General features: G+C 37.4%; 19 protein-coding genes and 3 tRNA genes. 5 read left to right on the top strand and 17 right to left on the bottom strand.

Going from position 1 to position 21,184, the window contains the following annotated elements; translation table 11 throughout:
* Nucleotides 1-101 precede the first annotated feature (101 nt).
* The 8 genes from FOC72_RS10425 to yfmF form a co-directional block, all read right to left on the bottom strand.
* Nucleotides 102-692, bottom strand: a complete 591-nt coding sequence (locus FOC72_RS10425; protein ID WP_002894257.1) for a LysM peptidoglycan-binding domain-containing protein — start codon at nt 690-692, stop codon at nt 102-104.
* Nucleotides 693-902: 210 nt separating this feature from the next.
* Complete coding sequence (locus FOC72_RS10420) at nt 903-1,697, bottom strand: energy-coupling factor transporter transmembrane component T family protein (RefSeq protein WP_002894259.1); 795 nt, start codon at nt 1,695-1,697, stop codon at nt 903-905.
* Entirely contained in the window at nt 1,690-2,529 is an 840-nt protein-coding gene (locus FOC72_RS10415) for an energy-coupling factor ABC transporter ATP-binding protein (protein WP_002894262.1), read from the bottom strand. Before FOC72_RS10415 ends, FOC72_RS10420 begins: the two co-directional genes overlap by 8 nt.
* Nucleotides 2,505-3,341, bottom strand: a complete 837-nt coding sequence (locus FOC72_RS10410; protein ID WP_002894265.1) for an energy-coupling factor ABC transporter ATP-binding protein — start codon at nt 3,339-3,341, stop codon at nt 2,505-2,507. The genes FOC72_RS10415 and FOC72_RS10410 overlap by 25 nt, the downstream gene beginning before the upstream one ends.
* A gap of 1 nt (nt 3,342) precedes the next feature.
* Nucleotides 3,343-3,882 carry a CDP-diacylglycerol--glycerol-3-phosphate 3-phosphatidyltransferase gene (pgsA, locus tag FOC72_RS10405; protein ID WP_002894267.1) on the bottom strand — a complete coding sequence of 180 codons (540 nt, stop codon included), beginning with the start codon at nt 3,880-3,882 and terminating at the stop codon, nt 3,343-3,345.
* Between the two features lie 16 nt (nt 3,883-3,898).
* Nucleotides 3,899-4,753, bottom strand: coding sequence for a cytoskeleton protein RodZ (rodZ, locus tag FOC72_RS10400; protein WP_002894269.1), 855 nt, complete (start codon nt 4,751-4,753; stop codon nt 3,899-3,901).
* A 33-nt stretch (nt 4,754-4,786) separates the two neighbouring features.
* Nucleotides 4,787-6,082 carry an EF-P 5-aminopentanol modification-associated protein YfmH gene (gene yfmH, locus FOC72_RS10395; protein ID WP_002894271.1) on the bottom strand — a complete coding sequence of 432 codons (1,296 nt, stop codon included), beginning with the start codon at nt 6,080-6,082 and terminating at the stop codon, nt 4,787-4,789.
* Nucleotides 6,082-7,329 carry an EF-P 5-aminopentanol modification-associated protein YfmF gene (yfmF, locus tag FOC72_RS10390; RefSeq protein ID WP_302479832.1) on the bottom strand — a complete coding sequence of 416 codons (1,248 nt, stop codon included), beginning with the start codon at nt 7,327-7,329 and terminating at the stop codon, nt 6,082-6,084. The genes yfmH and yfmF overlap by 1 nt, the downstream gene beginning before the upstream one ends.
* Before the next feature lie 187 nt (nt 7,330-7,516).
* Here yfmF and yaaA point away from each other — a divergent pair, with 187 nt between their 5' ends.
* Together yaaA and recF are read left to right on the top strand one after the other, a co-directional pair.
* Nucleotides 7,517-7,915 carry a S4 domain-containing protein YaaA gene (gene yaaA, locus FOC72_RS10385; protein WP_002894275.1) on the top strand — a complete coding sequence of 133 codons (399 nt, stop codon included), beginning with the start codon at nt 7,517-7,519 and terminating at the stop codon, nt 7,913-7,915.
* Nucleotides 7,916-7,917: 2 nt separating this feature from the next.
* The gene (recF, locus tag FOC72_RS10380; protein WP_002894277.1) at nt 7,918-9,012 is read left to right on the top strand and encodes a DNA replication/repair protein RecF; all 1,095 of its coding nucleotides are present in this window, start codon (nt 7,918-7,920) and stop codon (nt 9,010-9,012) included.
* A 181-nt stretch (nt 9,013-9,193) separates the two neighbouring features.
* Here recF and guaB read toward each other — a convergent pair whose 3' ends face one another.
* Nucleotides 9,194-10,675, bottom strand: coding sequence for an IMP dehydrogenase (guaB, locus tag FOC72_RS10375; RefSeq protein ID WP_011837725.1), 1,482 nt, complete (start codon nt 10,673-10,675; stop codon nt 9,194-9,196).
* A gap of 205 nt (nt 10,676-10,880) precedes the next feature.
* The gene (gene trpS / locus FOC72_RS10370) at nt 10,881-11,906 is read right to left on the bottom strand and encodes a tryptophan--tRNA ligase (protein WP_002894281.1); all 1,026 of its coding nucleotides are present in this window, start codon (nt 11,904-11,906) and stop codon (nt 10,881-10,883) included.
* A gap of 289 nt (nt 11,907-12,195) precedes the next feature.
* On the opposite strand from trpS, the gene FOC72_RS10365 reads away from it, so the two are divergent.
* Together FOC72_RS10365 and FOC72_RS10360 are read left to right on the top strand one after the other, a co-directional pair.
* A complete protein-coding gene (locus FOC72_RS10365; RefSeq protein WP_002894283.1) occupies nt 12,196-13,818 on the top strand; it encodes an ATP-binding cassette domain-containing protein in 1,623 nt (540 codons plus the stop codon).
* A 75-nt stretch (nt 13,819-13,893) separates the two neighbouring features.
* The gene (locus tag FOC72_RS10360; RefSeq protein ID WP_002894285.1) at nt 13,894-16,479 is read left to right on the top strand and encodes a YfhO family protein; all 2,586 of its coding nucleotides are present in this window, start codon (nt 13,894-13,896) and stop codon (nt 16,477-16,479) included.
* Between the two features lie 87 nt (nt 16,480-16,566).
* On the opposite strand, the gene FOC72_RS10355 is transcribed toward FOC72_RS10360, so the two are convergent.
* From FOC72_RS10355 to rlmH, 7 genes are all read right to left on the bottom strand, one after another.
* A tRNA-Asn gene (locus FOC72_RS10355) sits at nt 16,567-16,640 on the bottom strand.
* Between the two features lie 5 nt (nt 16,641-16,645).
* Nucleotides 16,646-16,717 (bottom strand) — tRNA-Glu (locus FOC72_RS10350).
* Nucleotides 16,718-16,762: 45 nt separating this feature from the next.
* Nucleotides 16,763-17,527, bottom strand: a complete 765-nt coding sequence (gene comE, locus FOC72_RS10345; RefSeq protein ID WP_002894287.1) for a competence system response regulator transcription factor ComE — start codon at nt 17,525-17,527, stop codon at nt 16,763-16,765.
* A 5-nt stretch (nt 17,528-17,532) separates the two neighbouring features.
* Entirely contained in the window at nt 17,533-18,867 is a 1,335-nt protein-coding gene (gene comD, locus FOC72_RS10340) for a competence system sensor histidine kinase ComD (RefSeq protein ID WP_002894289.1), read from the bottom strand.
* 28 nt (nt 18,868-18,895) lie between these two features.
* Nucleotides 18,896-19,003, bottom strand: coding sequence for a hypothetical protein (locus FOC72_RS10335; RefSeq protein WP_002894290.1), 108 nt, complete (start codon nt 19,001-19,003; stop codon nt 18,896-18,898).
* Between the two features lie 180 nt (nt 19,004-19,183).
* Nucleotides 19,184-19,257 (bottom strand) — tRNA-Arg (locus FOC72_RS10330).
* A 42-nt stretch (nt 19,258-19,299) separates the two neighbouring features.
* Nucleotides 19,300-19,779 (bottom strand): 23S rRNA (pseudouridine(1915)-N(3))-methyltransferase RlmH, encoded by a 480-nt coding sequence (gene rlmH / locus FOC72_RS10325; RefSeq protein WP_002894291.1) that lies wholly within the window; start codon nt 19,777-19,779, stop codon nt 19,300-19,302.
* Between the two features lie 204 nt (nt 19,780-19,983).
* Here rlmH and htrA point away from each other — a divergent pair, with 204 nt between their 5' ends.
* The gene (gene htrA / locus FOC72_RS10320; protein ID WP_002894292.1) at nt 19,984-21,156 is read left to right on the top strand and encodes a serine protease HtrA; all 1,173 of its coding nucleotides are present in this window, start codon (nt 19,984-19,986) and stop codon (nt 21,154-21,156) included.
* Nucleotides 21,157-21,184 lie beyond the last annotated feature (28 nt).

Genomic DNA, 21,184 nt, shown 5'->3' with positions numbered 1-21,184 from the left:
ACCTTTAAATCTTTATCTAAACTATCATTTTCTGCTTATAAATTGTCAATTTTTTGTAAACCAAAAAACCACAGAGTTTCTGTGGTTTTCTTATTTTTATCTTAGTAACCCCAAGCTGAAAGTCCTTGAGCACTATAGGCGCTATAGGCTGATTGAATTTGATCATCAACAGTAGCTGTTGATCCCCAACCTGGCATCGTTTGGAAAAGACCACTAGCACCTGAAGGGTTGTAAGCATCTACTTGACCATTTGATTCACGGGCAATAATAGCTTCCCAAGTTGATGCAGGAACACCTGTCATTTCTGCCATACGTGATGCTGCATAAGAACCAGTTGCACCAGCGGTATTACCATTGCTAAGTACAAGGCCTCCTGAAGTTGCTGCTGAATTAGCTGTTGCTGCAGGTGCTGCATAATTATTTACGGGAGTTGCAGTTGCTGCTACGCTTGTTTCAGACGTTTTGGCACTATTTCCAAGTTCCAAGATTTGACCAACACGGATGTGATTTGGATCTGCAATCTTGTTTAACTCTACTAATTTCTCAAGAGTTGTATTTTTTTCGTTAGCAATAGCTGATAAAGTATCACCGGCTTCAACTGTATAGGTCTCAGCATTCGCAATACCTGAAACCAAGAAAGCCGCTGCAGCGACTGCACCTGTTAAAGTCCATTTTGCTGTTTTTTTGTTCATTAAAATGTAATTCTCCTTTCGGTGATAATACTATCTTACACATAAAATATTACCAAAAAGTTACATTACCAAGTCAAACGTTACAAGAACATTTAGTTTAGACGTTAAAAACAGACTTTTACAGCTTTTTTGCCAAATATTTTCTTTGACCAAGCAAAAAATAGACAAGTTTAACTTATACTATTCTCTAAAGACACTTTAAACAACAGGTCAGTTTTTCAATATATAAAGTAGAATACCTAATATAAATAAGCTAATAATAGCCAAGCTGTCATTTCTTTTCCATGCCAAACGGCGAAAACGTGTCCGGCCCTCACCTCCATTATAGCCACGAGCTTCCATGGCAATCGCTAGAGCATCTGCCCTTTTAAAACTAGAAGCAAACAAAGGGATTAGAATGGGAATAATAGATTTAACCTTTTGAACAAGCTTTCCCTCGCCAAAGTCAACACCACGCGCCCTCTGAGCATTCATAATCCTAGTAGTATCATCCATTAAAGTTGGAACGAAACGTAGGCTCATAGAAAGCATCAGGCCAATCTCATGTGCTGGCACCTTGAAAACCTTCAGAGGTTTCAGCAAAGACTCTACGGCATCAGACAAGCTTAAGGGTGTCGTTGTCAGAGTCAGAAGAGTAGAAAAGAAAATAATCAGAATAAAGCGGCTAAAAATAATGCCGGCCTGTGACAGTCCTAGTTCTGTAATTCTGACAAAAGCGAATCGAAAGATTGTGGCCCCTCCCGAGGTCAAAAACAGCTGAAACAAGGTGGTAAAAGCTATGATAAAAACCATGGACTGGATACCCTTTAAAAAGAACTTCAAAGGAACCTTGGACAGCAAGACCAAACTAAAAACGAAAACAAACAACAGCAGATTGGTCACAAGATTATTAGCCCAGAAAATTAATAGAATAAAAAGAAACATCGCCAGCAACTTGCTCCGCGGATCCAAACGATGGATGATTGAATTTCCGGGAATATAGCGACCTAAAATCAACTTATCCATGCAAGATCTCCTTGAATTCTTCAATTGTAATAGGATAATGCGAGAAATTCATCCCTTTCTCCGCCAATTCGTGAGCAAATTTTGTAATCTTAGGAACACCCAATTGAATACTCTCCATAAAATCAAGATCTTGAAAGACCTGAGCAGGCTGACCACTCTTGACTACTCTGCCCTTATCTAAAACATAGACTGTATCAGCAAAGTTTGCTACATCATCCATTAGGTGAGTTACCAAAACAATGGTCATTCCAGCTCGATGCAGCTCTTCAAAGAGCCTCATCAGTTCTTTTCGACCGGATGGATCAAGTCCTGCTGTCGGCTCATCCAAAACCAAGATATCGGGCTCCATGGCTAGTATACCAGCGATGGCTACCCTACGCATCTGGCCACCAGAAAGTTCGAAAGGACTGCGATTGAACAAATCCTCAGAAATCCCGACCAAGTGCAGCTTTTCACGCGCCAAAGCTTCCGCTTCTTCCTTAGAAACACCAAAATTCTGAGGACCAAAAGCCACATCTTTCAAAACTGTTTCATCAAAAACTTGACTTTCTGGAAATTGAAAGACCAGACCGACCTTCTTGCGCACCTGTTTAATGTCTTTATTGACAGAATCAGCTGTGATGACTGTACTGCCTACTTCAACACTACCCTGATTGGGAACCAGCAAGCCATTTAAAAGCTGAAGAATGGTTGACTTACCGCTGCCAGTATGCCCGATAAGAGCTGTATAACTGCCCGATTTTATCTCCAAATCCACTCCAAAAAGCGCTGGTCCCTCAAAAGGAGTGCCAGCTTGATAAGTATAACTTACATTTTTGAGAGTAATGCCCATAGTTGATCCTGCAATTCTTTTTCTGTTAAGTAAGAGTCTGGCAGAGGAAACCCTGACTGACGCAAAGCCGCCTTTACCTGATTAACAAATGGCTGATCCAATCCTAGCTCTTCCAAATCTTCTCGAGAAAAAAGCTCTCTCGGGGTAGCGGTAGATTCAACCTGCCCCTCTTTCATGACCAAAACACGGTCGCTTAAGGCTATTTCATCCAGGTCATGAGTGATAGAAATGACGGTCAGCTGATTACTATCTTTAATTTTTTTCACGGTCTGGATAAGATCCAAACGCCCCTCTGGATCCAGCATGCTAGTTGCTTCATCCAAAATAATAATATCCGGTCTCAGAGCCACCACACCTGCAACAGCTACCCGCTGTTTCTGGCCTCCAGAAAGACGAGCTGGTTCACGCTCCTTAAAATCCTGCATGCCAACAAGCTCTAATGCCTGCTGGACTCTCTCTACCATCAGATCGTAGTCCAGCCCTTGATTTTCCAAACCAAAGGCTACATCGTCTTCTACAGTTGCACCGACAAACTGATTATCTGGATTTTGGAATACCATGCCAATCTGTCTGCGTTTTTCCCAGACGTTTTCAGCTGTTAGCTTATCGCCTGAGATAATAATATCTCCGCTTTCCGCTTCTAAAAGACCGTCAATCAAACGAACTGTGGTTGATTTTCCACTCCCATTATGACCGACAATAGACAGCCATTCCCCTTTTTTTACTTGAAAGGAGACATCATTTAAAGTGTAATTCTCAGACTCACTATCATATTTGTACTTAAGATTTCTTACTTCGATGATATTTTCCATATTATTTAAAGGTATCTTTAAAGAGATAGGCACTTCCCTTGAAGTAGTCATATCCAGAATAAATCGTAAAGATTAAAGCGATATACAGAAGGACTTGCCCTAAGAGAGTCCAATGAATCAGTAGAAAAATAATAGCAAACATCTGCGTGAAGGTCTTGATTTTACCTGGCATAGCAGCCGCTAAGACTGTACCGCCTGTTTCCACTAAAAGCAAGCGTAGACCTGTTACTGCCAATTCCCGGCAAATAATAATAGCCACAACCCAGGCAGGAGCCATTTTCATCTCGATCAACATGATAAAAGCAGACATCACTAAAAGCTTATCAGCCATGGGATCAGCAAATTTACCAAAGTTTGTTACCACTTCCCACTTTCGAGCTAAATAACCATCTAGATAATCAGTTATACTAGCAAAAGCAAAGATAAAAGCTGCCAAAATATGCATGATGGAAGAATGACCGAATGTTAAAATCACAACAAATACAGGGATTAAAGCAATCCTGACAAGAGTTAAGGCATTTGGAATATTTTCTTTTTTCATGGGATTCCCTTCGTTTTTATCCTTTCGTAATGTTCAAACTAATGGTTCCACTATCGCTAGTCAAAGCCGAAGTATCTAGTTTTTGTCCCTCTATCGTCACAGTTGCTCCTTTAACAGGTGCTATCGTAATAAGATACTTATTGCCTGGCTCAAGAGCAACCGTCTGGCTTGATTTTTCAGGAGATAAGGTGATGCCTTCGGCTAGTTCGGAATCGCTTATGCTTACCAAATTGGTCGTTTGCTCCACAGAAACGGTCACTTTGACAGGCTGACTTGCTCCGCTGTACTCAGCAGTCAAATTATCTCCGCTTCCACTAACTGTCAATTTACCAGCTGAGGAAGAAACTGACTTAGAATCAGCCGAAGAAAAGGAACTCTTCTGACTGTTAGTGCTTGTAGAGGAAACCAGACTATAATTGTTGTTAGATGCTTTGAAACTTACCGAATTGGTGTGAGCATAGCTCCAGATATAGTAAGCTACGAAAGCAGCAATAGCTGAAGCTAATAAGAGAAAATAGAACAAGGGCAGAAAAGAGCTTTTATTTTTATTTTTTCTGCTCCTAAATTCCTCATCTGCTGCCAGTGCCACTTCATCAAAGACAATCATCTCACCAGCTTCGTAAGCCTCCAGAATAATAGATTCATCCAAATCTACAGCCCAAGCATATTTACGTAAAAAGCTGCGGGCATAGAAAGGACTAGGAAGCAAATCATAGTCATTTCGTTCCAGCGCTTCCAGTAAATCCTGCTGGATATCTGTCTTTTTTGACAATTCCTCTAAACTCAGCCCTTGATTAGTCCGGGCAAGCTTCAACACTTCTCCTATCGTTTTTTTTCTCATACGTACTTTTCCCTTATTTATATTCTTCACTATTTTAACAAAATTTTAAAAACGATTCTGGAATTATTTTGGAAAAATAGTGAAATCTGTCATATCACACTGATCGATAAATCGATGACCTAGTTTTATCACATCATTCAAGCTGATGTCCTGTAAAATTTTCGGCAAATCAAACAGATTCTCACCCGTCAAATACGGTTCATATTGGGTTGCAATATACTCAAGCGAGTTTAAACCGTGCAGAAAATCACCAAACATCTCACTTTTAATCGTATCCAAATGCTCTTCTGTCACATCCGGATCCTTGTCAAAATTCTTGATAGCTGAGCGAAATTGATGAGAAAGTCCCACCGGTTCCTGAGTGTCCATCGTCAGCATGACAAAGTGAAAATCTTTTTCTACTTCCACTTCCAGCGTTAAAGAATTGTCCATTTTCCCACTTTCATAGAGGGACTGGAAACGCTTGGAAGTCCAGCCAAACATCATGGCAAATAAAAGTTTCAAAGTGATTTTATAGCAATACAACTCCGATTCATCAACAAAGTCTGTCCCTCGAATTCCAACTGCCAGTTTTGGACTAGCCACCTCCATTCGGTAGGTATCCGTTGATACCACTGGGTGAAGGGTAACAGGAATTTTTTCAATAGGTTCCGAACTCCCAGGAAAAACTAGTTTTTCCTGCTGTTCAGCAATCTCAGCAGCTATCTGTTCCAAATCAAAATTACCAATTACAAACAAAGTCATATTAGAAGGATGATAAAAGTTCTTGAAATTTTCCTTCAAATTTTCGACGGTAATCTCAGAGATGGACTCTTTCGTTCCTGCAATGTCTTCTGCCAGAGGTGTTTGAGGATAGAGATTGGCCAAGGCTCCAAAAAAGAGACGATAATCCGGATTATCCTGATACATTTCAATTTCTTGGCCGATAATATCCTGTTCCCGCAAAATGGATTCTTTTGTAAAATCAGCCCGATGCACCAGTTCTTGCAAAAGCTGTAGATTTTCTGAAATGTTATCTGTTGCAGAAAACAGATAGCTGGTCCGAGTAAAGCTTGTAAAGGCATTGCTCTCAGCCCCTAACTTAGTAAATTCCAGCAGCAAATCCTTTCCCTGCGGGCCTTCAAAAAGCTTATGTTCCAAAAAATGAGCTATTCCAGCCGGATATTGAGTGACCTGCTTGGTTTCACGTGAAACAATCCCTGTATCCACTGAACCAAAATTAGTTGAGATAATCCCATAAGTTTCATTAAAATCATTTTTAGGCAGAAGAAAAACACGCAAACCGTTTGCTAATACTGTCTGATAGACAATTTCTCCTACTGCTGAATAATTGATTTTTTCTAGCACTTCTCCCTGCATTATTTTCCTTCCATAAAGTAAATAGCTTGTAATTTTAAGAGACCAGCTGCCTTGATAATATCATCCTTACGAACCTGTTCCAAAGCTTTCAGCCAAGCTTCAAGAGATAAGAATTTGTTCCCTAAAACAGAAGCCATATAAGCTCTCTCTAAGATTGTATTCTGTCGATCCTGAGCTAACAATACCGAATTTCTCAGCATTTTCTTGGTTTGATTCAGTTCTTCCTGACTAAAATTCCCACGCTTCAAATCAAGAATCTGTCGGTTGATTAAAGCAACTGTTCTGGTCCGATTGCTGCGGTCAATACCAGCGTAAATCCGCATCATTCCTGAAAAAATATCAAAATTGCTAGAAATTGTATAAGCCAGCCCTTCCCTTTCACGAAGATTGACAAATAATTTCGAATGGGCAAAACCACCTAGCAAAGCATTTAAAACGACCAAAGGCAGGTGCTCACTCTCTCCGTACTGAATAGGGAAGTGATAGGCTAACTCAATAATTGACTGATGCACATCCTTCTGCTCCAATCCTTCTCGCAAAACATTGGAATATTCTTGTTGATAAACTAACTGAAGTTCTTGCTGACGAGGTGCAAAATTGAAAGATTGAATTTTCTCCCGAACAGCCACTTCATTAAAGTCCCCAATAAAGAAAAAGTCAATCTGATTTTCCTGAAGCATCTGCTGAAAAGCAGCAAAACTGCTTACAGCGGTCTCTTTCTGGATTAATTCAATCGTCCCAACACGAGGCATCTGCATTTCCTCTTCTTCATAAAAGAGTTTATCTAATTCTCGATGAGCATGATAAAAATGATTCTCAATTTCTGCTTCCAAATCATTCAAGATATTTTTCTTCTCAATTTCAAAAGCAGATTCATCAAAAGCGTCCTGACTTACCAATGGAGAAAACAAGCTAGCTTTCAAAAAATCAAGCATGGCATCTGTCAGGACATTTTTGCGACTCAAAAATTTATCCCGTACAAAAGAAAGATTGATATCTAAATAATGGACCAATCCTCTCCTTGAAAGACTCGTAGAATAATCAGCTCCATACAAATTGGCCAAACGTTCTCTGAAAGCCTGCGAAGTAGGATAAACAGCATTGACAGTCTCTAGCATGCTAGCTGTTAAAACCCGACCAGCTACTGTTTCTTTGGACATAGGCGCTGAAAAACGAACCCTAATTTTGTTTGTTTTAAATTTTTCTGATTGAATAAAATGGAGACGAACTCCTTTAGTGATTTCCATGACGCCCCTCATACTGAATAATATAGACTACTATTATATCATGAAATGCCTCTGATTTGTTTGTTCCACCAAGCTTTTTGCTGATTAAAACGTTTTCTGATAACAGGAGAAAATTTCCACTTTTATCCAAAGCACCTCAGCACTTTTTACTAACAAATATGGTATAATGGCAGGGTTGAGGTGAAATATGGAATATAAATTATTTGATGACTACATCACGCTACAAGCACTTTTAAAAGAAACAGGAATTATCCAAAGCGGTGGAGCAATTAAAACATTTCTAAGTGAGTATCCAGTCCTTTTTAACGGTGAGCCAGAAAACCGCCGGGGGAAAAAACTCCGTGTCAATGATAGGATTTCCCTTCCTGAGCAAGGAATTGAAATTAATCTGACAGCTCCTAGTCAAGAAGAAATTCTGCAACACCAGAAAGAAATCGCAGAAAAAAAACGAGTTGCTGAACTTGTCAAAGCCATGAATAAGGATTTAAAAAAATCTCAGACTTCTAAAAAAGAAAAGCGTAAGAATACAGGGATACCTAAAAAGCAGAAAACTACTAAAAGCCCTGTTCGCTTCCCTGGTATCTAATCATGTGGCTGCAATCATTAAAAATCAAGCATTTCCGAAATTATCAGGAAGCTGATATTGACTTCCATCCTGGCTTAAATGTCTTTCTAGGCCAGAACGCACAAGGTAAAACCAATATTTTAGAAGCTATTTATTTCCTAGCCTTGACAAGAAGCCACCGTACACGCTCAGATAAGGATCTGATTCATTTTACAGAAAATGACCTCCTTGTTTCTGGTATCTTAGAAAAAAAGACTGGTAAAGTTCCCCTTGACATTAACTTGACACCAAAAGGTCGCATCACAAAAGTCAACCACTTGAAACAAAGTAAATTATCAGACTACATTGGAACTATGAATGTTGTCCTGTTTGCTCCTGAAGATTTACAGCTGATTAAAGGTTCTCCCAGTCTACGCCGTAAATTTATAGACATTGAACTCGGACAAATCAAGCCAGTCTATCTATCAGATTTATCCAATTACAACCATGTCCTCAAACAACGCAATGCCTATCTGAAAGCTAATGATAAAGTTGATGAAACCTTCTTGACTGTCCTTGATGAGCAGCTGGTTGACTATGGCTGTCGTGTAATTAGGCATCGGTTGGATTTTTTGCAAAAATTAGAAAGCTTTGCCCAAGACAAGCACTGGGACATCTCTCAAAATTTGGAAAAATTGACTGTCAAGTATCTGTCATCTATTCCTTTACACCAAATTGACAATTTAGAAGAAACTTACCGCTTTTCCTTAATAAGCAGCCGTAAACGCGACCTATTCAAAAAAAATACAGGTGTTGGTCCCCATCGTGATGATATTGCTTTTTTTATCAATCAAATGGATGCCAACTTTGGTAGTCAAGGTCAGCATCGCAGTCTTGTTTTATCACTGAAACTAGCCGAAATCAAGTTAATAGAAAGCATTACAAAGGAGACCCCTATTTTGTTGCTTGACGATGTAATGAGCGAACTTGACAATAGCCGTCAACTAAAATTATTAGAAACTATCTCTCAGGATATTCAAACTTTCATTACTACAACAACTTTAGAACATTTAAAAAATCTTCCACAAGATATTAAAATTTTCACCATTCAGCAAGGAGAAATCATGTCTCAATCCTAGCATTACATGAGATTTACGTTTTTGTAAATTTCATTTACAAAATATCGCTTATAGTGTAAACGAATTATATCGAATTGTTGTTATAACAGCTTTTATAGCCTTTTGAATTGTAAATATATGTCAATTTAAATCGTAAATTTAAAACGAGGTTAGGAAAAATTCCCGACCTCGTTTTATTTTTTTATTGAACTGAATAGTTAGGGGCTTCATTAGTAATTTGCACATCATGAGGGTGGCTTTCCTTTAATCCAGCGCCACTCATCTCAATAAACTGAGCATTATCGTGAAGTTCTTGCAGATTTGCAGCACCAACATAGCCCATTCCAGAGCGGATACCACCCAGCATCTGGAAGACAATATCTGCAGCAGCTCCCTTGTAAGCCACACGGCCTTCAATCCCTTCTGGAACTAACTTATTCGCTTCATTAACAGACCCTTGGAAGTAACGGTCACTAGAGCCCTTCTTCATAGCGGCGATAGATCCCATACCACGGTAAGTCTTAAATTTCCGACCTTGGAAGATTTCCGTCTCGCCTGGCGCTTCGTCTGTTCCTGCAAACATTGAACCCAGCATAACAGCATTTCCACCTGCAGCCAAGGCCTTAACAATATCTCCAGAATATTTAATCCCACCATCAGCAATGATGGTTTTTCCATATTTACGCGCCACAGCAGCTGCATCATAAATAGCCGTTACTTGAGGAACACCAACACCAGCAATGACACGGGTTGTACAGATAGAACCTGGGCCAATTCCGACCTTAACAACGTCTACACCTGCTTCATAAAGAGCGCGTGCACCCTCAGCAGTTGCAATATTTCCAGCAATCAAGGTGCGATCGGGGAAATGAGAACGAATCTCAGCAATCTTGCGCAAAACTCCAGCTGAGTGGCCATGAGCAGTATCAATAACAATCGCATCTGCCCCCGCTTCAAAGAGAGCTTCCGCACGTTCGAAAGTATCTGAAGTAACACCGACAGCACCAGCGACCAAAAGACGACCAAACTCATCTTTAGCAGCATTTGGAAACTCAATAACCTTTTCAATATCTTTAATGGTAATCAAACCTGAAAGGCAGCCGTTATCATCAACCAAAGGCAACTTTTCAATCCGGTGCTCCTGCAAAATGCGCTCTGCAGTTCCTAAATCTGTACCAACAGGCGCCGTTACAAGATTCTCACTGGTCATATGACGAGAAATAGGTTGATCATAGTCAGAAATAAAACGCAAATCACGATTAGTTAGAATCCCTACTAACTTACGATTTTCAAGAGTTTCTACAACAGGAACACCACTGATACGGTAACGTCCCATCAACTCATCTGCTTCAGCAATCGTATGCTCTGGCGTTAGGAAAAAAGGATCAATAATAACGCCATTCTCAGAACGTTTAACCTTTCGAACTTCATCGGCCTGTTGCTCAATAGACATATTTTTGTGGATAACTCCAAGACCGCCAGCTCGGGCAATAGCGATAGCCATCTGACTCTCTGTAACAGTGTCCATAGCGGCAGTAATGATTGGGATATTCAAGGTCAAATTCTCAGCAAGCTTGGTGCTCAAATCAGCATCGTTGGGCAGTACATGGCTTTCAGCTGGAATCAGCAGCACATCATCAAAGGTAAAACCTTTTTTCAAAAATTTAGTGTCCCAGTTAGACATCCACAGTTTCCTCTTTTCCTTCTTATTTGAACTAATATCCAAAGAAAATTGAAGTTCAGATTTCTTTGAATAAGAGCTGGTTTTTTTGTTGTTAATATCATACCATTCTATAGGAAATTGTCAATCATTATTATACAAAAAATAAAAACCATCATTTTTTAAACTAAAAACGATAGTTTTTGTGATTTATAATCAATAATATTCGTTATTTAAAATAATTAATCCCCATCGCAGACTTCACTTCCGAAAGAGTCTGAGCGGCAGTCTGACGTGCCTTATCACATCCTTCTTGCAGCATCTGATAAACCTGTCCCATATCTTTAGCAAACTCCACACGACGCTCACGAATCGGACCTAACTCTCGCTCTAAAATTTCTAACAGATAGCGTTTGGTTTTGACATCTCCCAGACCACCTCTTTGATAATGCTCTTTCATTGCAGCAATATCAGCAGCATCTTCAGGGCGGCCAAAAACATCCAGATAATGAAAGACCATATTTCCCTCAACTTTTCCAGGATCTTCCACTCTGATATGATTAGGATCTGTATACATGCTCATAACTTTCTTTTGCAGAATATCCATATCATCTGCCAAATAAATGCCATTATTGAGAGATTTAGACATCTTAGCATTGCCATCCAAACCAGGCAAACGTCCAGCTGCTTCATTTTCAGGATAAATTCCTTCCGGTTCTACCAAAACATCTGTCTGATAAGCGTGGTTAAAGGAACGAACAATTTCCCGAGTCTGCTCAATCATAGGCTTTTGATCATGGCCTACTGGTACAAAATTAGCTTTAAAAGCAGTAATATCTGCTGCCTGAGAAATAGGATAAACTAAAAACCCAGTCGGCAAACTTTCACCAAATCCTTTTTGCGCAATCTCAGTCTTGACAGTAGGATTACGCTCAAGACGAGCCAATGACACCAAATTCATGTAATACATTGACAACTCTGCCAACTCAGGAATCTGACTTTGAATAAAAATAGTCACCTTTTCAGGATCCAATCCAGCCGCTAGATAATCTAAAGCTACATTACCAATAGACTCAACAATTGTCTGAGGGTCCTTTGCATGATCTGTCAAAGCTTGCTGATCAGCCAAAAATACGAACATCTCATACTTACCTTGATCCTGCAAAAGCACGCGATTCCGTAAACTTCCTACATAATGACCAATATGCAATTTTCCTGTCGGACGATCTCCTGTTAAAATAATTGGTTTAGTCATTTATTACTCCTCAATTTATAATGAGTTCATTATATCATTTTCAATGAAAATGAGAAAGAAGTTTCTAGAAAAAAGCCAAAAATCCAATTTTTACAACTTTATTGACACGTCTTTACAACATTTGTAAACTTAATTGACAAACTATTCTGGCTGTAAAACCTAAAAATCTTAGTTCATTCTATTCTCTTTTTTCTTTTTGCTCAGGTTTTTAGTTTTTATCTCAGAATTATTTGAAAAAAGTTCTGTTTTCTAGTAAAATGAAGAAGATTATATATATAGGAGAAAGACATTGCTTACAGTATCAGACGTATCACTGCGTTTCAGTGACCGAAAATTGTTTGATGAAGTCAACATCAAATTTACAGAAGGAAATACTTATGGATTGATTGGAGCTAACGGCGCTGGAAAATCAACCTTTTTAAAAATTTTAGCTGGCGATATCGAGCCAACAACAGGCCACATCTCTCTAGGACCAAATGAACGTCTTTCAGTCCTTCGCCAGAACCACTTTGACTATGAAGAAGAACGGGCTATTGATGTTGTAATCATGGGAAATGAGCATCTCTACAACATCATGAAAGAAAAAGATGCTATTTATATGAAGCCTGATTTTTCTGATGAAGATGGTGTACGTGCAGCCGAGCTTGAGGGAGAGTTTGCTGAACTAGGTGGCTGGGAAGCTGAAAGTGAAGCCTCTCAATTATTGCAAAACCTCAATATTCCTGAAGATCTTCACTACCAAAATATGAGCGAGCTTTCTAACGGAGACAAGGTTAAAGTACTCTTAGCCAAAGCCCTTTTTGGTAAACCTGATGTCTTACTTCTGGACGAGCCAACTAACGGTTTGGATATTCAGTCTATTACTTGGCTGGAAGACTTTCTTATCGATTTTGACAATACAGTTATTGTTGTATCCCACGACCGTCACTTTTTGAATAAAGTCTGCACTCATATGGCCGACCTTGACTTTGGAAAAATCAAGCTCTATGTCGGAAACTATGATTTCTGGAAAGAATCAAGTGAACTAGCGGCTAAGCTTCTAGCTGACCGAAATGCCAAAGCAGAAGAAAAAATCAAGCAACTTCAAGAATTTGTTGCTCGCTTTTCTGCCAATGCTTCAAAATCAAAACAAGCAACTTCTCGTAAAAAGATGCTTGACAAGATTGAGTTAGAAGAAATTGTTCCATCTAGCCGTAAATACCCATTTATCAGCTTTAAAGCAGAACGTGAGATCGGTAATGATCTCTTGACAGTGGAAAATCTTTCTGTCAAGATAGACGGAGAAACTATTCTTGATAATATCAACTTCATTTTGCGTCCTGGCGATAAAACAGCTTTGATTGGCCAAAATGACATCCAAACAACAGCTTTGATTCGTGCTTTGATGGATGATATTGAATATGAAGGAACTGTCAAATGGGGTGTCACAACCAGTCAATCTTACCTACCAAAAGATAATTCTCGTGACTTCGCTAGTGGTGAATCAATCCTTGACTGGCTGCGTCAATTTGCTAGCAAAGAAGAGGATGATAACACCTTCCTCCGAGGTTTCCTTGGACGCATGCTTTTCTCTGGAGATGAGGTTAACAAGTCTGTCAATGTCTTGTCAGGAGGAGAAAAAGTTCGGGTTATGCTATCTAAGTTAATGTTGCTTAAATCCAACGTTTTAGTCATGGACGATCCAACCAATCACTTAGATTTGGAATCAATCTCCAGCTTAAATGATGGATTGAAAAACTTCAAAGGATCCATTATTTTTGCTAGCCATGACCATGAATTTATTCAAACCTTGGCCAACCATATCATTGTATTATCTAAAAACGGTGTGATTGACCGCATTGACGAAACCTATGATGAATTCTTGGAAAATCAAGAAGTTCAGGCAAAAGTCAAAGAACTTTGGAAAGATTAATTCCTTGTCAATTTACGTTTACAAAGCTTTACAGAGGCATGAAACAACGTTTCTGCCTCTTTCTATATAAGAAATATGAATCACATTAAAGAATATTTTAAAAAAAATTGGCCTTATTTTTGTGCCTTCTTTCTTCCATTTTTCATCATGTTCTTCGTCTACTTGATGTACGGAATTTACTGGAATAGCGAAACATCTCCCTTGCTTGGTGATGGCTTTCATCAGTATGTCATTTTTGACACCAACCTAAGAAATATCCTTCATGGCACAGATAGTATTTTCTATACTTTCTCCAGTGGACTTGGGCAAAATTTCTATGCTTTATCCAGTTATTATTTAGGTAGCTTCTTATCTCCCTTGGTTTATTTCTTTGATTTGAAATCAATGCCAGATGCCGTCTATCTATTTACCTTAATCAAGTTTGGATTAATCGGACTCTCTACCTTTATCAGCATCAAAGGAATATTCAAAAAGATTCCAGCTTTACTCATCATCACTCTTTCAACTTCATTTTCTTTAATGAGTTTTTCAGTCAGTCAATTGGAAATTAAAACCTGGTTGGATGTGTTTATCCTTGCACCTTTGATTGTGTTAGGTTTACATAGATTGATAGCTGGAAAAGGAAGAGTACTATACTTTACAACACTGTCAATTCTCTTCATCCAAAATTATTATTTTGGATATATGATGGCGATCTTTTTGGTCTTTTGGTTCCTTCTTCAATTATCTTGGGATTTCAAAAATAGAATTAAAAGTTTACTTGACTTTATAGTCGTATCTGCTTTAGCAGGTCTGACTAGCCTAATCATGATTCTGCCAACTTACCTAGACATAAGTACTCATGGTGAAACCTTGACAAAAGTTTCTTCTTTGCTGACAGAAAAAAGTTGGTTCTTAGATGTGTTTGCTAAAAATTTTATTGGCAGTTTTGATACAACCAAGTATGGTTCTATCCCTATGATTTATGTCGGCACCTTCCCATTGATTCTGGCTATCTTATTTTTCACCCTAAAATCTGTTAAGTTTCACGTGAAACTTTGCTACTTTTTACTCATTGCAGTTTTCATAGCTAGTTTTTATCTTCAATATTTAGACTTACTTTGGCAGGGAATGCATGCTCCGAACATGTTTCTTCACCGTTATTCTTGGTTATTTTCTCTGGTAGTTATCTATATGGCTGCTGAGACTTTAAATCGTTGGAAAGATGTGAAAGTAATGAATATTGCCATTAGTTTCACTTTGCTCAGCCTCGGATTCATTATGACGTTTATTCTGAGAAAACATTATGACTTTTTGGGTCCTGAGAATTATATTCTAACATTAGAATTTCTGCTGGCTTATCTCTTGATTAGCTTTGTCTTAGCAAAATCTTCTATTCAACCAAAAATCATTCTCCCTGTCTTGCTTTTCTTTGTTACTTTTGAATTGTCGCTTAATTCCTATTATCAAGTTGGAGGAATTGCTAAAGAATGGGTATTTGCCACTCGTTCTTCATATGCCAGTCACCTTGACGAGATTGACAAGCTTGTCAATTATTCCAAAAAGGAAAATATTGACTTTTTTAGAACTGAAAGATTGAATCCACAAACGGGAAATGACAGTATGAAATTCAACTACAATGGAATTTCCCAGTTCTCATCTGTCAGAAATACTCAGGCAAGTTCTACTTTAGATAAACTTGGTTTTAAATCAGCGGGAACAAATCTGAATCTCCGTTATCAAAACAATAGTATTTTGATGGACAGTATTTTTGGTGTTCGCTACAATCTATCTGAAACAGATCCTCAAAAATTTGGTTTTCTTCCTGAGAAAACTGAAAAAGAAATGTCTCTCTACCAAAATGATGCTGCACTTGGTTTAGCTTTTCTGACCAATGATATTTACCATGATGTAAAGTTTACAAATTTGACCCTAGATAATCAAACAGAATTTTTGAATCAATTGACTGGCTTTGATTTTAAATATTATGATAAAGTAGATGCTATAACTACTAATGAAAATGTCAAGCAAATTGGTAACAGAGTGACTGTGGATGTTGACAGAGAACAGAATACAAGCTTTGCTAGCGTAGTCTATACTGTCAATGTACCTACTAACAGTCAACTATATGTTAATGTTGCTGGGATTGATTTTAGTAATGATGATCAGACAGATGTTGACATTACTGTCAATAACTTTACAGAACATTATACAACTAATAATGTATTTCCTTTCTTTAATGCTGGCTATTTCAGTCAAAGTCAAACAGTATCTATTCGCTTTACATTCCCAAACAATTCGACGGTTTCTTTTGATACGCCAGAATTTTTTGCCGTTAATACTGAGCAATATCAAAATGTCATTCAAAAATTAAAAGAGCAGCCCGTTTCCACAACTACTGATTTAAACACAGTAAAAACAAACTATAGAGCGGAAAAGGATACTTCATTATTCTTTACCATTCCTTATGATAAGGGATGGTCAGCCACTCTTAACGGGGAGCCCGTCACACTAAAACGAGCTCAAAACGGCTTTATGAAATTAGATGTGAAAAAAGGAGAAGGAAATGTTGTCCTCACTTTCATTCCTAATGGACTGAAAGAAGGTGGCATTGCCTTCATATCTGGCATAATTTTATTTGTTTGCTATAATTTTCTACGTAGGAAACGACATAGAATGTAAATATATAAAAAATAAGGCTCTTCATTAAAATGCTAGTGAAGGCCTTTTCTTGAACAATAAAAAAACACCCACTAGGAGTGTCTCTAGCTCCGGCAGTAGGACTCGAACCTACGACATCATGATTAACAGTCATGCGCTACTACCAACTGAGCTATGCCGGATTATATAGTCCGTACGGGATTCGAACCCGTGTTACCGCCGTGAAAAGGCGGTGTCTTAACCCCTTGACCAACGGACCATATGGTATGCTCTCTTTCAGAACATATTCCATTATATCAGGTTTTTAAGCTTTGTCAACTCTTTTCCCTTTATTTTCGAAAATATCTTTCAGATATTTCACTCTTAAACGAGTGACCGGACAGCGATGATTTTCGTAAAAAATAATTTCTCGATTTTTCTTATCATAATCAACAATGTTGCCAATATTAACCAGATAAGATTTATGTGGTGAAAAAAATCGTTTAGATTGCTGATCTTTTTCTTGAATATCTGTTATCGTTCCATAAAATTCCTTAAGAAAATTTTTACCGACAATCCGAAGTTTATGAGAGCTCCCTGTCGTTTCGATATACAAAATATCGTTATAAGGCATTCGAACATCATTGCCACGATAACTATATTCAAAATAATCTACCATATTGGTATTTTCAATTAGTGTACTCTTAGTGTAAAGAATACTGTCTTTGATTCTATTTTTAAAAGCATCATTGTTGATATCTTTATTGATAAAATCAAGTGCTGATACTTTATATTTAAAAGTCATAGTAGCAAATTCAGATTTTGAGGTTACAAAAACTATAATGGCATAAGGATTATGATGACGTATAAATTGAGCTACTTCCAGCCCTTTTGTTTCCTCTCCTTTAATGTCAATATCCAAAAAATAAAGCTGGTTAACGTCTCCATTTTCAATATATTTTTTGAATTCTTTGATTTTTCCTGTAACCTGAACCTGGATGTCAATTCCAAGTTCCTCAGCAATTTCTGCTAATGTCGTTTCCATCCTGACTTGATGAGATACGGTATCCTCTAAAACTAACACTTTCATAAATTCTATCTCCTAATTGTTAAAATCTGTGTAAAATTGTTTGGCTCAATTTGTGTATCAAGAGTGATAAATTCATACCTATCTAAAATTTCCTTGATGTTATTCAATCCATAGCCTCTATTTTCTCCTTTAGTTGAAAATTCGGGCTGATAGAGTTCTTCCAAATCCAATTTTCCTTCTTTACGAGAATTTTGAACAACAAATATGGTTTTATCATCCAGCTGAACCAGAGAAACATGAACAATTTTTTCTAGACTGTCAATGGCACTCTCAATAGCATTATTTAATAAAATACTAGCAATTCTCACCAGATCTAACAACTTGATTGGAAGGCGTTCCACTTTATCCTTAACTTCAAAAGTCAGCTGAATCTGATGTTCACGCGCTTGAAAGATTGTCTCAGTCATGACACTCCTTAAAGCTGAATCTCCTACATTATTCAAATCAAAAACTGTATATTTATCTGAACGCAGGTTCAAATTTGCATCAGCCAAGACCTCTTGATAAATGTGCTCAATTTCCTTGATATCTCCAGTTTGAATAGCCACTTGCATACTCGTCAACATGCTAGCATAATCATGACGAAATCCTTTGATTTCATGGTACAATCTCACAATTTCATCAGTATATTCCTGAAGTCGAAGCTGTTCAGATTCTTTTTGACGTAAACGCTCTTCTTTCTCGTATTTCTCACGGCTGTCCTTGAATGTCACCAAAGTAGAAAGAAAGGCCAAGAAACAAATAGTAGCAATCATACTGCTAAAACTGTTGAAATGCCTTATATTACTAATCCAATGAGAGAGATTTAAAATCAGCCAATTCACTGCATATAAACTACTAATCATCAGAATCTGAGATTTAAAGAAACTTCTTTTAAAATAATCTATTCTGAAATCAAAAATATCAATAACCTTTGCCATAAAGAACAAGGATATTAAGTTGATACATGTCAGAAACAAGCCCATGTACTGAGCTACAAAATCATCTCCTAAAACAGATGAAATAATAACTGAAAAGAAAGTAGTAGAGCTATCAATTGACAAACATAAAAAGAACGAAAGTAAGAAAGATTGGTATCTTTTAATTTTTTCAACTCTACAAAAATACCAAACTAAAAATAGAGGGAGAAAAAATGACAGTGTATATGATGGAATTGTGCTAGAAAATGAAAATATGTGTCCTAAAAAAGCAATTATAAACGGAACTATAATCTCAAGACCAAAGCAAACAGATACAAAAAAGCGAGTATGCTTAATTTTAGTGATTTTTGATAAAATAACTAAAAATGCAGCTACATTAATAAAAGGATGAATAATTAATCCGATTATTTCAAGTGACATAAATTTCTCCCCCTAAACTTTAAAATTCTTATCTTCCAAAAATCCAACCCCATGGATTTGGAACACCTCTTAAATCCCAAAAGGTTTGAACAAGTGAATTGCTATTTGCAGCAATTTGAAAAGAATAGATTTTCATAACTATCTCCTGTCTTTTTATCTTGTAAGTCACCTTACATTTATCATTATAGAAAAATAAAAAGAGTTAGTGACAATTTTCCCTGAAATGTCATTTTTTATCCCCAAAATGACATTATACCAAAAAAATAGAAGAAAAAAACACGAAATATTGTAAAATACTTCGCATTTTTTACCTTTCTGATCTCAGCAGGATTCGAACCTGCGACCGTTCGCTTAGAAGGCGAATGCTCTATCCAGCTGAGCTATGAGACCAATACCATCTCATTCTATCAGAAAATAGGGTTGCCGTCAAGATTACTTATGATAAGGACTCCCTTGCTGAATCATAAAAGCTCGATAGATCTGCTCTATTAAAACAAGGCGCATCAGTTGATGAGGTAAGGTTAATTTTCCAAAACTCATCAGAAGATTTGCCCGCTTTTTTACTGCAGGAGATAAACCTAAACTTCCTCCGATAACAAAAGTGATATCAGAAAAGCCACGCACTGTAGTATCCATCATGAGCTGACTAAACTTTTCTGACGGAAATTGCTTTCCTTCAATTGCCAAAGCAATAACAAATTCACGCTCATTGATTTTAGCCAGAATTTTATTTCCTTCTTTTTCAAGAATCTGCTGATTTTCTAAATCACTAGCTTTATCAGGTGTTTTTTCATCCGCTAGCTCAATCATTTCCATCTTGCAGAATCGATTGAGACGCTTCATGTATTCAGCAATTCCATCCTTTAAATATTTTTCTTTCAGTTTTCCAACTGTTACAAGTTTTATTTTCATAAGTTTATTCTATCATATTCATCTATACTTCACACTTTATTAACAAGTAAAATTTATCTGGGAATCGGCTAATCTGTGTATTTTCTAATGTCTATCAACAGTTTTTTTTAAGTTTCCCACAAGGTGTGGAAAACTTAGAGGATTTAAGTTATAATTAAGTTTGTCTAAATATAATTTCATCAATTGTAATTCAAGGAGGAAAACATGAAAAATTCTTCAAATGCCATCAAAAGGGCTTTATTTCTTTTTGCAGTATTAATTGTAGGTTTTATCGGCGGAAGTTTAGGAAATTATGTTACTACATTATTAACTTCACGTGTAAAAATGAATGGAAATTCAACAACCAGTGTAACTACTTCATATAAAAACTCTACTGACATTTCAGAAGCTGTGAAAAAGGTTCAAAATGCCGTTGTTTCAGTAATTACTTATGCTGAATCTTCCAGCAGCGTTATCAATGATGAATCTTCCAACGATGAATCACAAATCTCCAGTGAAGGTTCTGGCGTAATTTATAAAAAAGATGGAAAATCAGCCTATCTGGTAACCAACACCCACGTTCTTAATGGATCAACCAATGTAGATATCTTACTAGCTGATGGAAACAAGGTTCCAGGTGAAGTAGTTGGATCAGATGTTTATTCAGATATCTCTGTCGTTAAAATTAGTTCTGAAAAAGTAACTGATGTCGCTGAATTTGGAGATTCTGGTTCTCTTACAGTTGGTGAAACAGCAATCGCTATCGGAAGCCCTCTTGGAACAGAATACGCTAACTCTGTCACACAAGGAATTATTTCTAGTTTAGGCAGAAACGTTACGTTACAATCTGAAAATGGTGAAAATATTTCAACAACTGCATTGCAAACAGATGCTGCAATCAATCCTGGTAACTCTGGCGGCCCGTTGATTAACATCCAAGGACAAGTTATTGGGATTACTTCAAGTAAGATTTCAACAAATGGGCAAACCTCTGTTGAAGGGATGGGATTTGCGATTCCGTCTAATGATGTCGTAAATATTATCAATCAACTTGAAAAAAATGGAACAGTCACACGTCCTGCTTTAGGAATTCAAATGATGGATTTATCTAATCTGACAACTTCTGATTTTTCTAAATTAAATCTTCCTTCTTCAGTGAAATCAGGTATTCTTGTTCGCTCTGTTCAGCAAGGAATGCCTGCTGATGGCAAACTTCAAAAAAATGATGTCATTACAAAAGTAGATAACACAGATGTGGAATCCACTAGTGACCTTCAGTCTGCTCTCTACAAGCATAGCATTGGAGATGAGGTAGAGATTACTTATTATCGAGATGGTAAATCTCAAACAGTCAAAATCAAACTCACTAAATCAACAAAAGAGTTAAGCTCAAATTAACCTATTTACAAGATTGTCAACACACCTT

Source organism: Streptococcus sanguinis (assembly GCF_013343115.1).
In the GTDB taxonomy this organism is placed as follows: Bacteria; Bacillota; Bacilli; order Lactobacillales; family Streptococcaceae; genus Streptococcus; species Streptococcus sanguinis_H.
The sequence above is the reverse complement of the archived record's forward strand: the minus strand, read 5'-3'. Positions and strand labels throughout refer to the sequence as shown.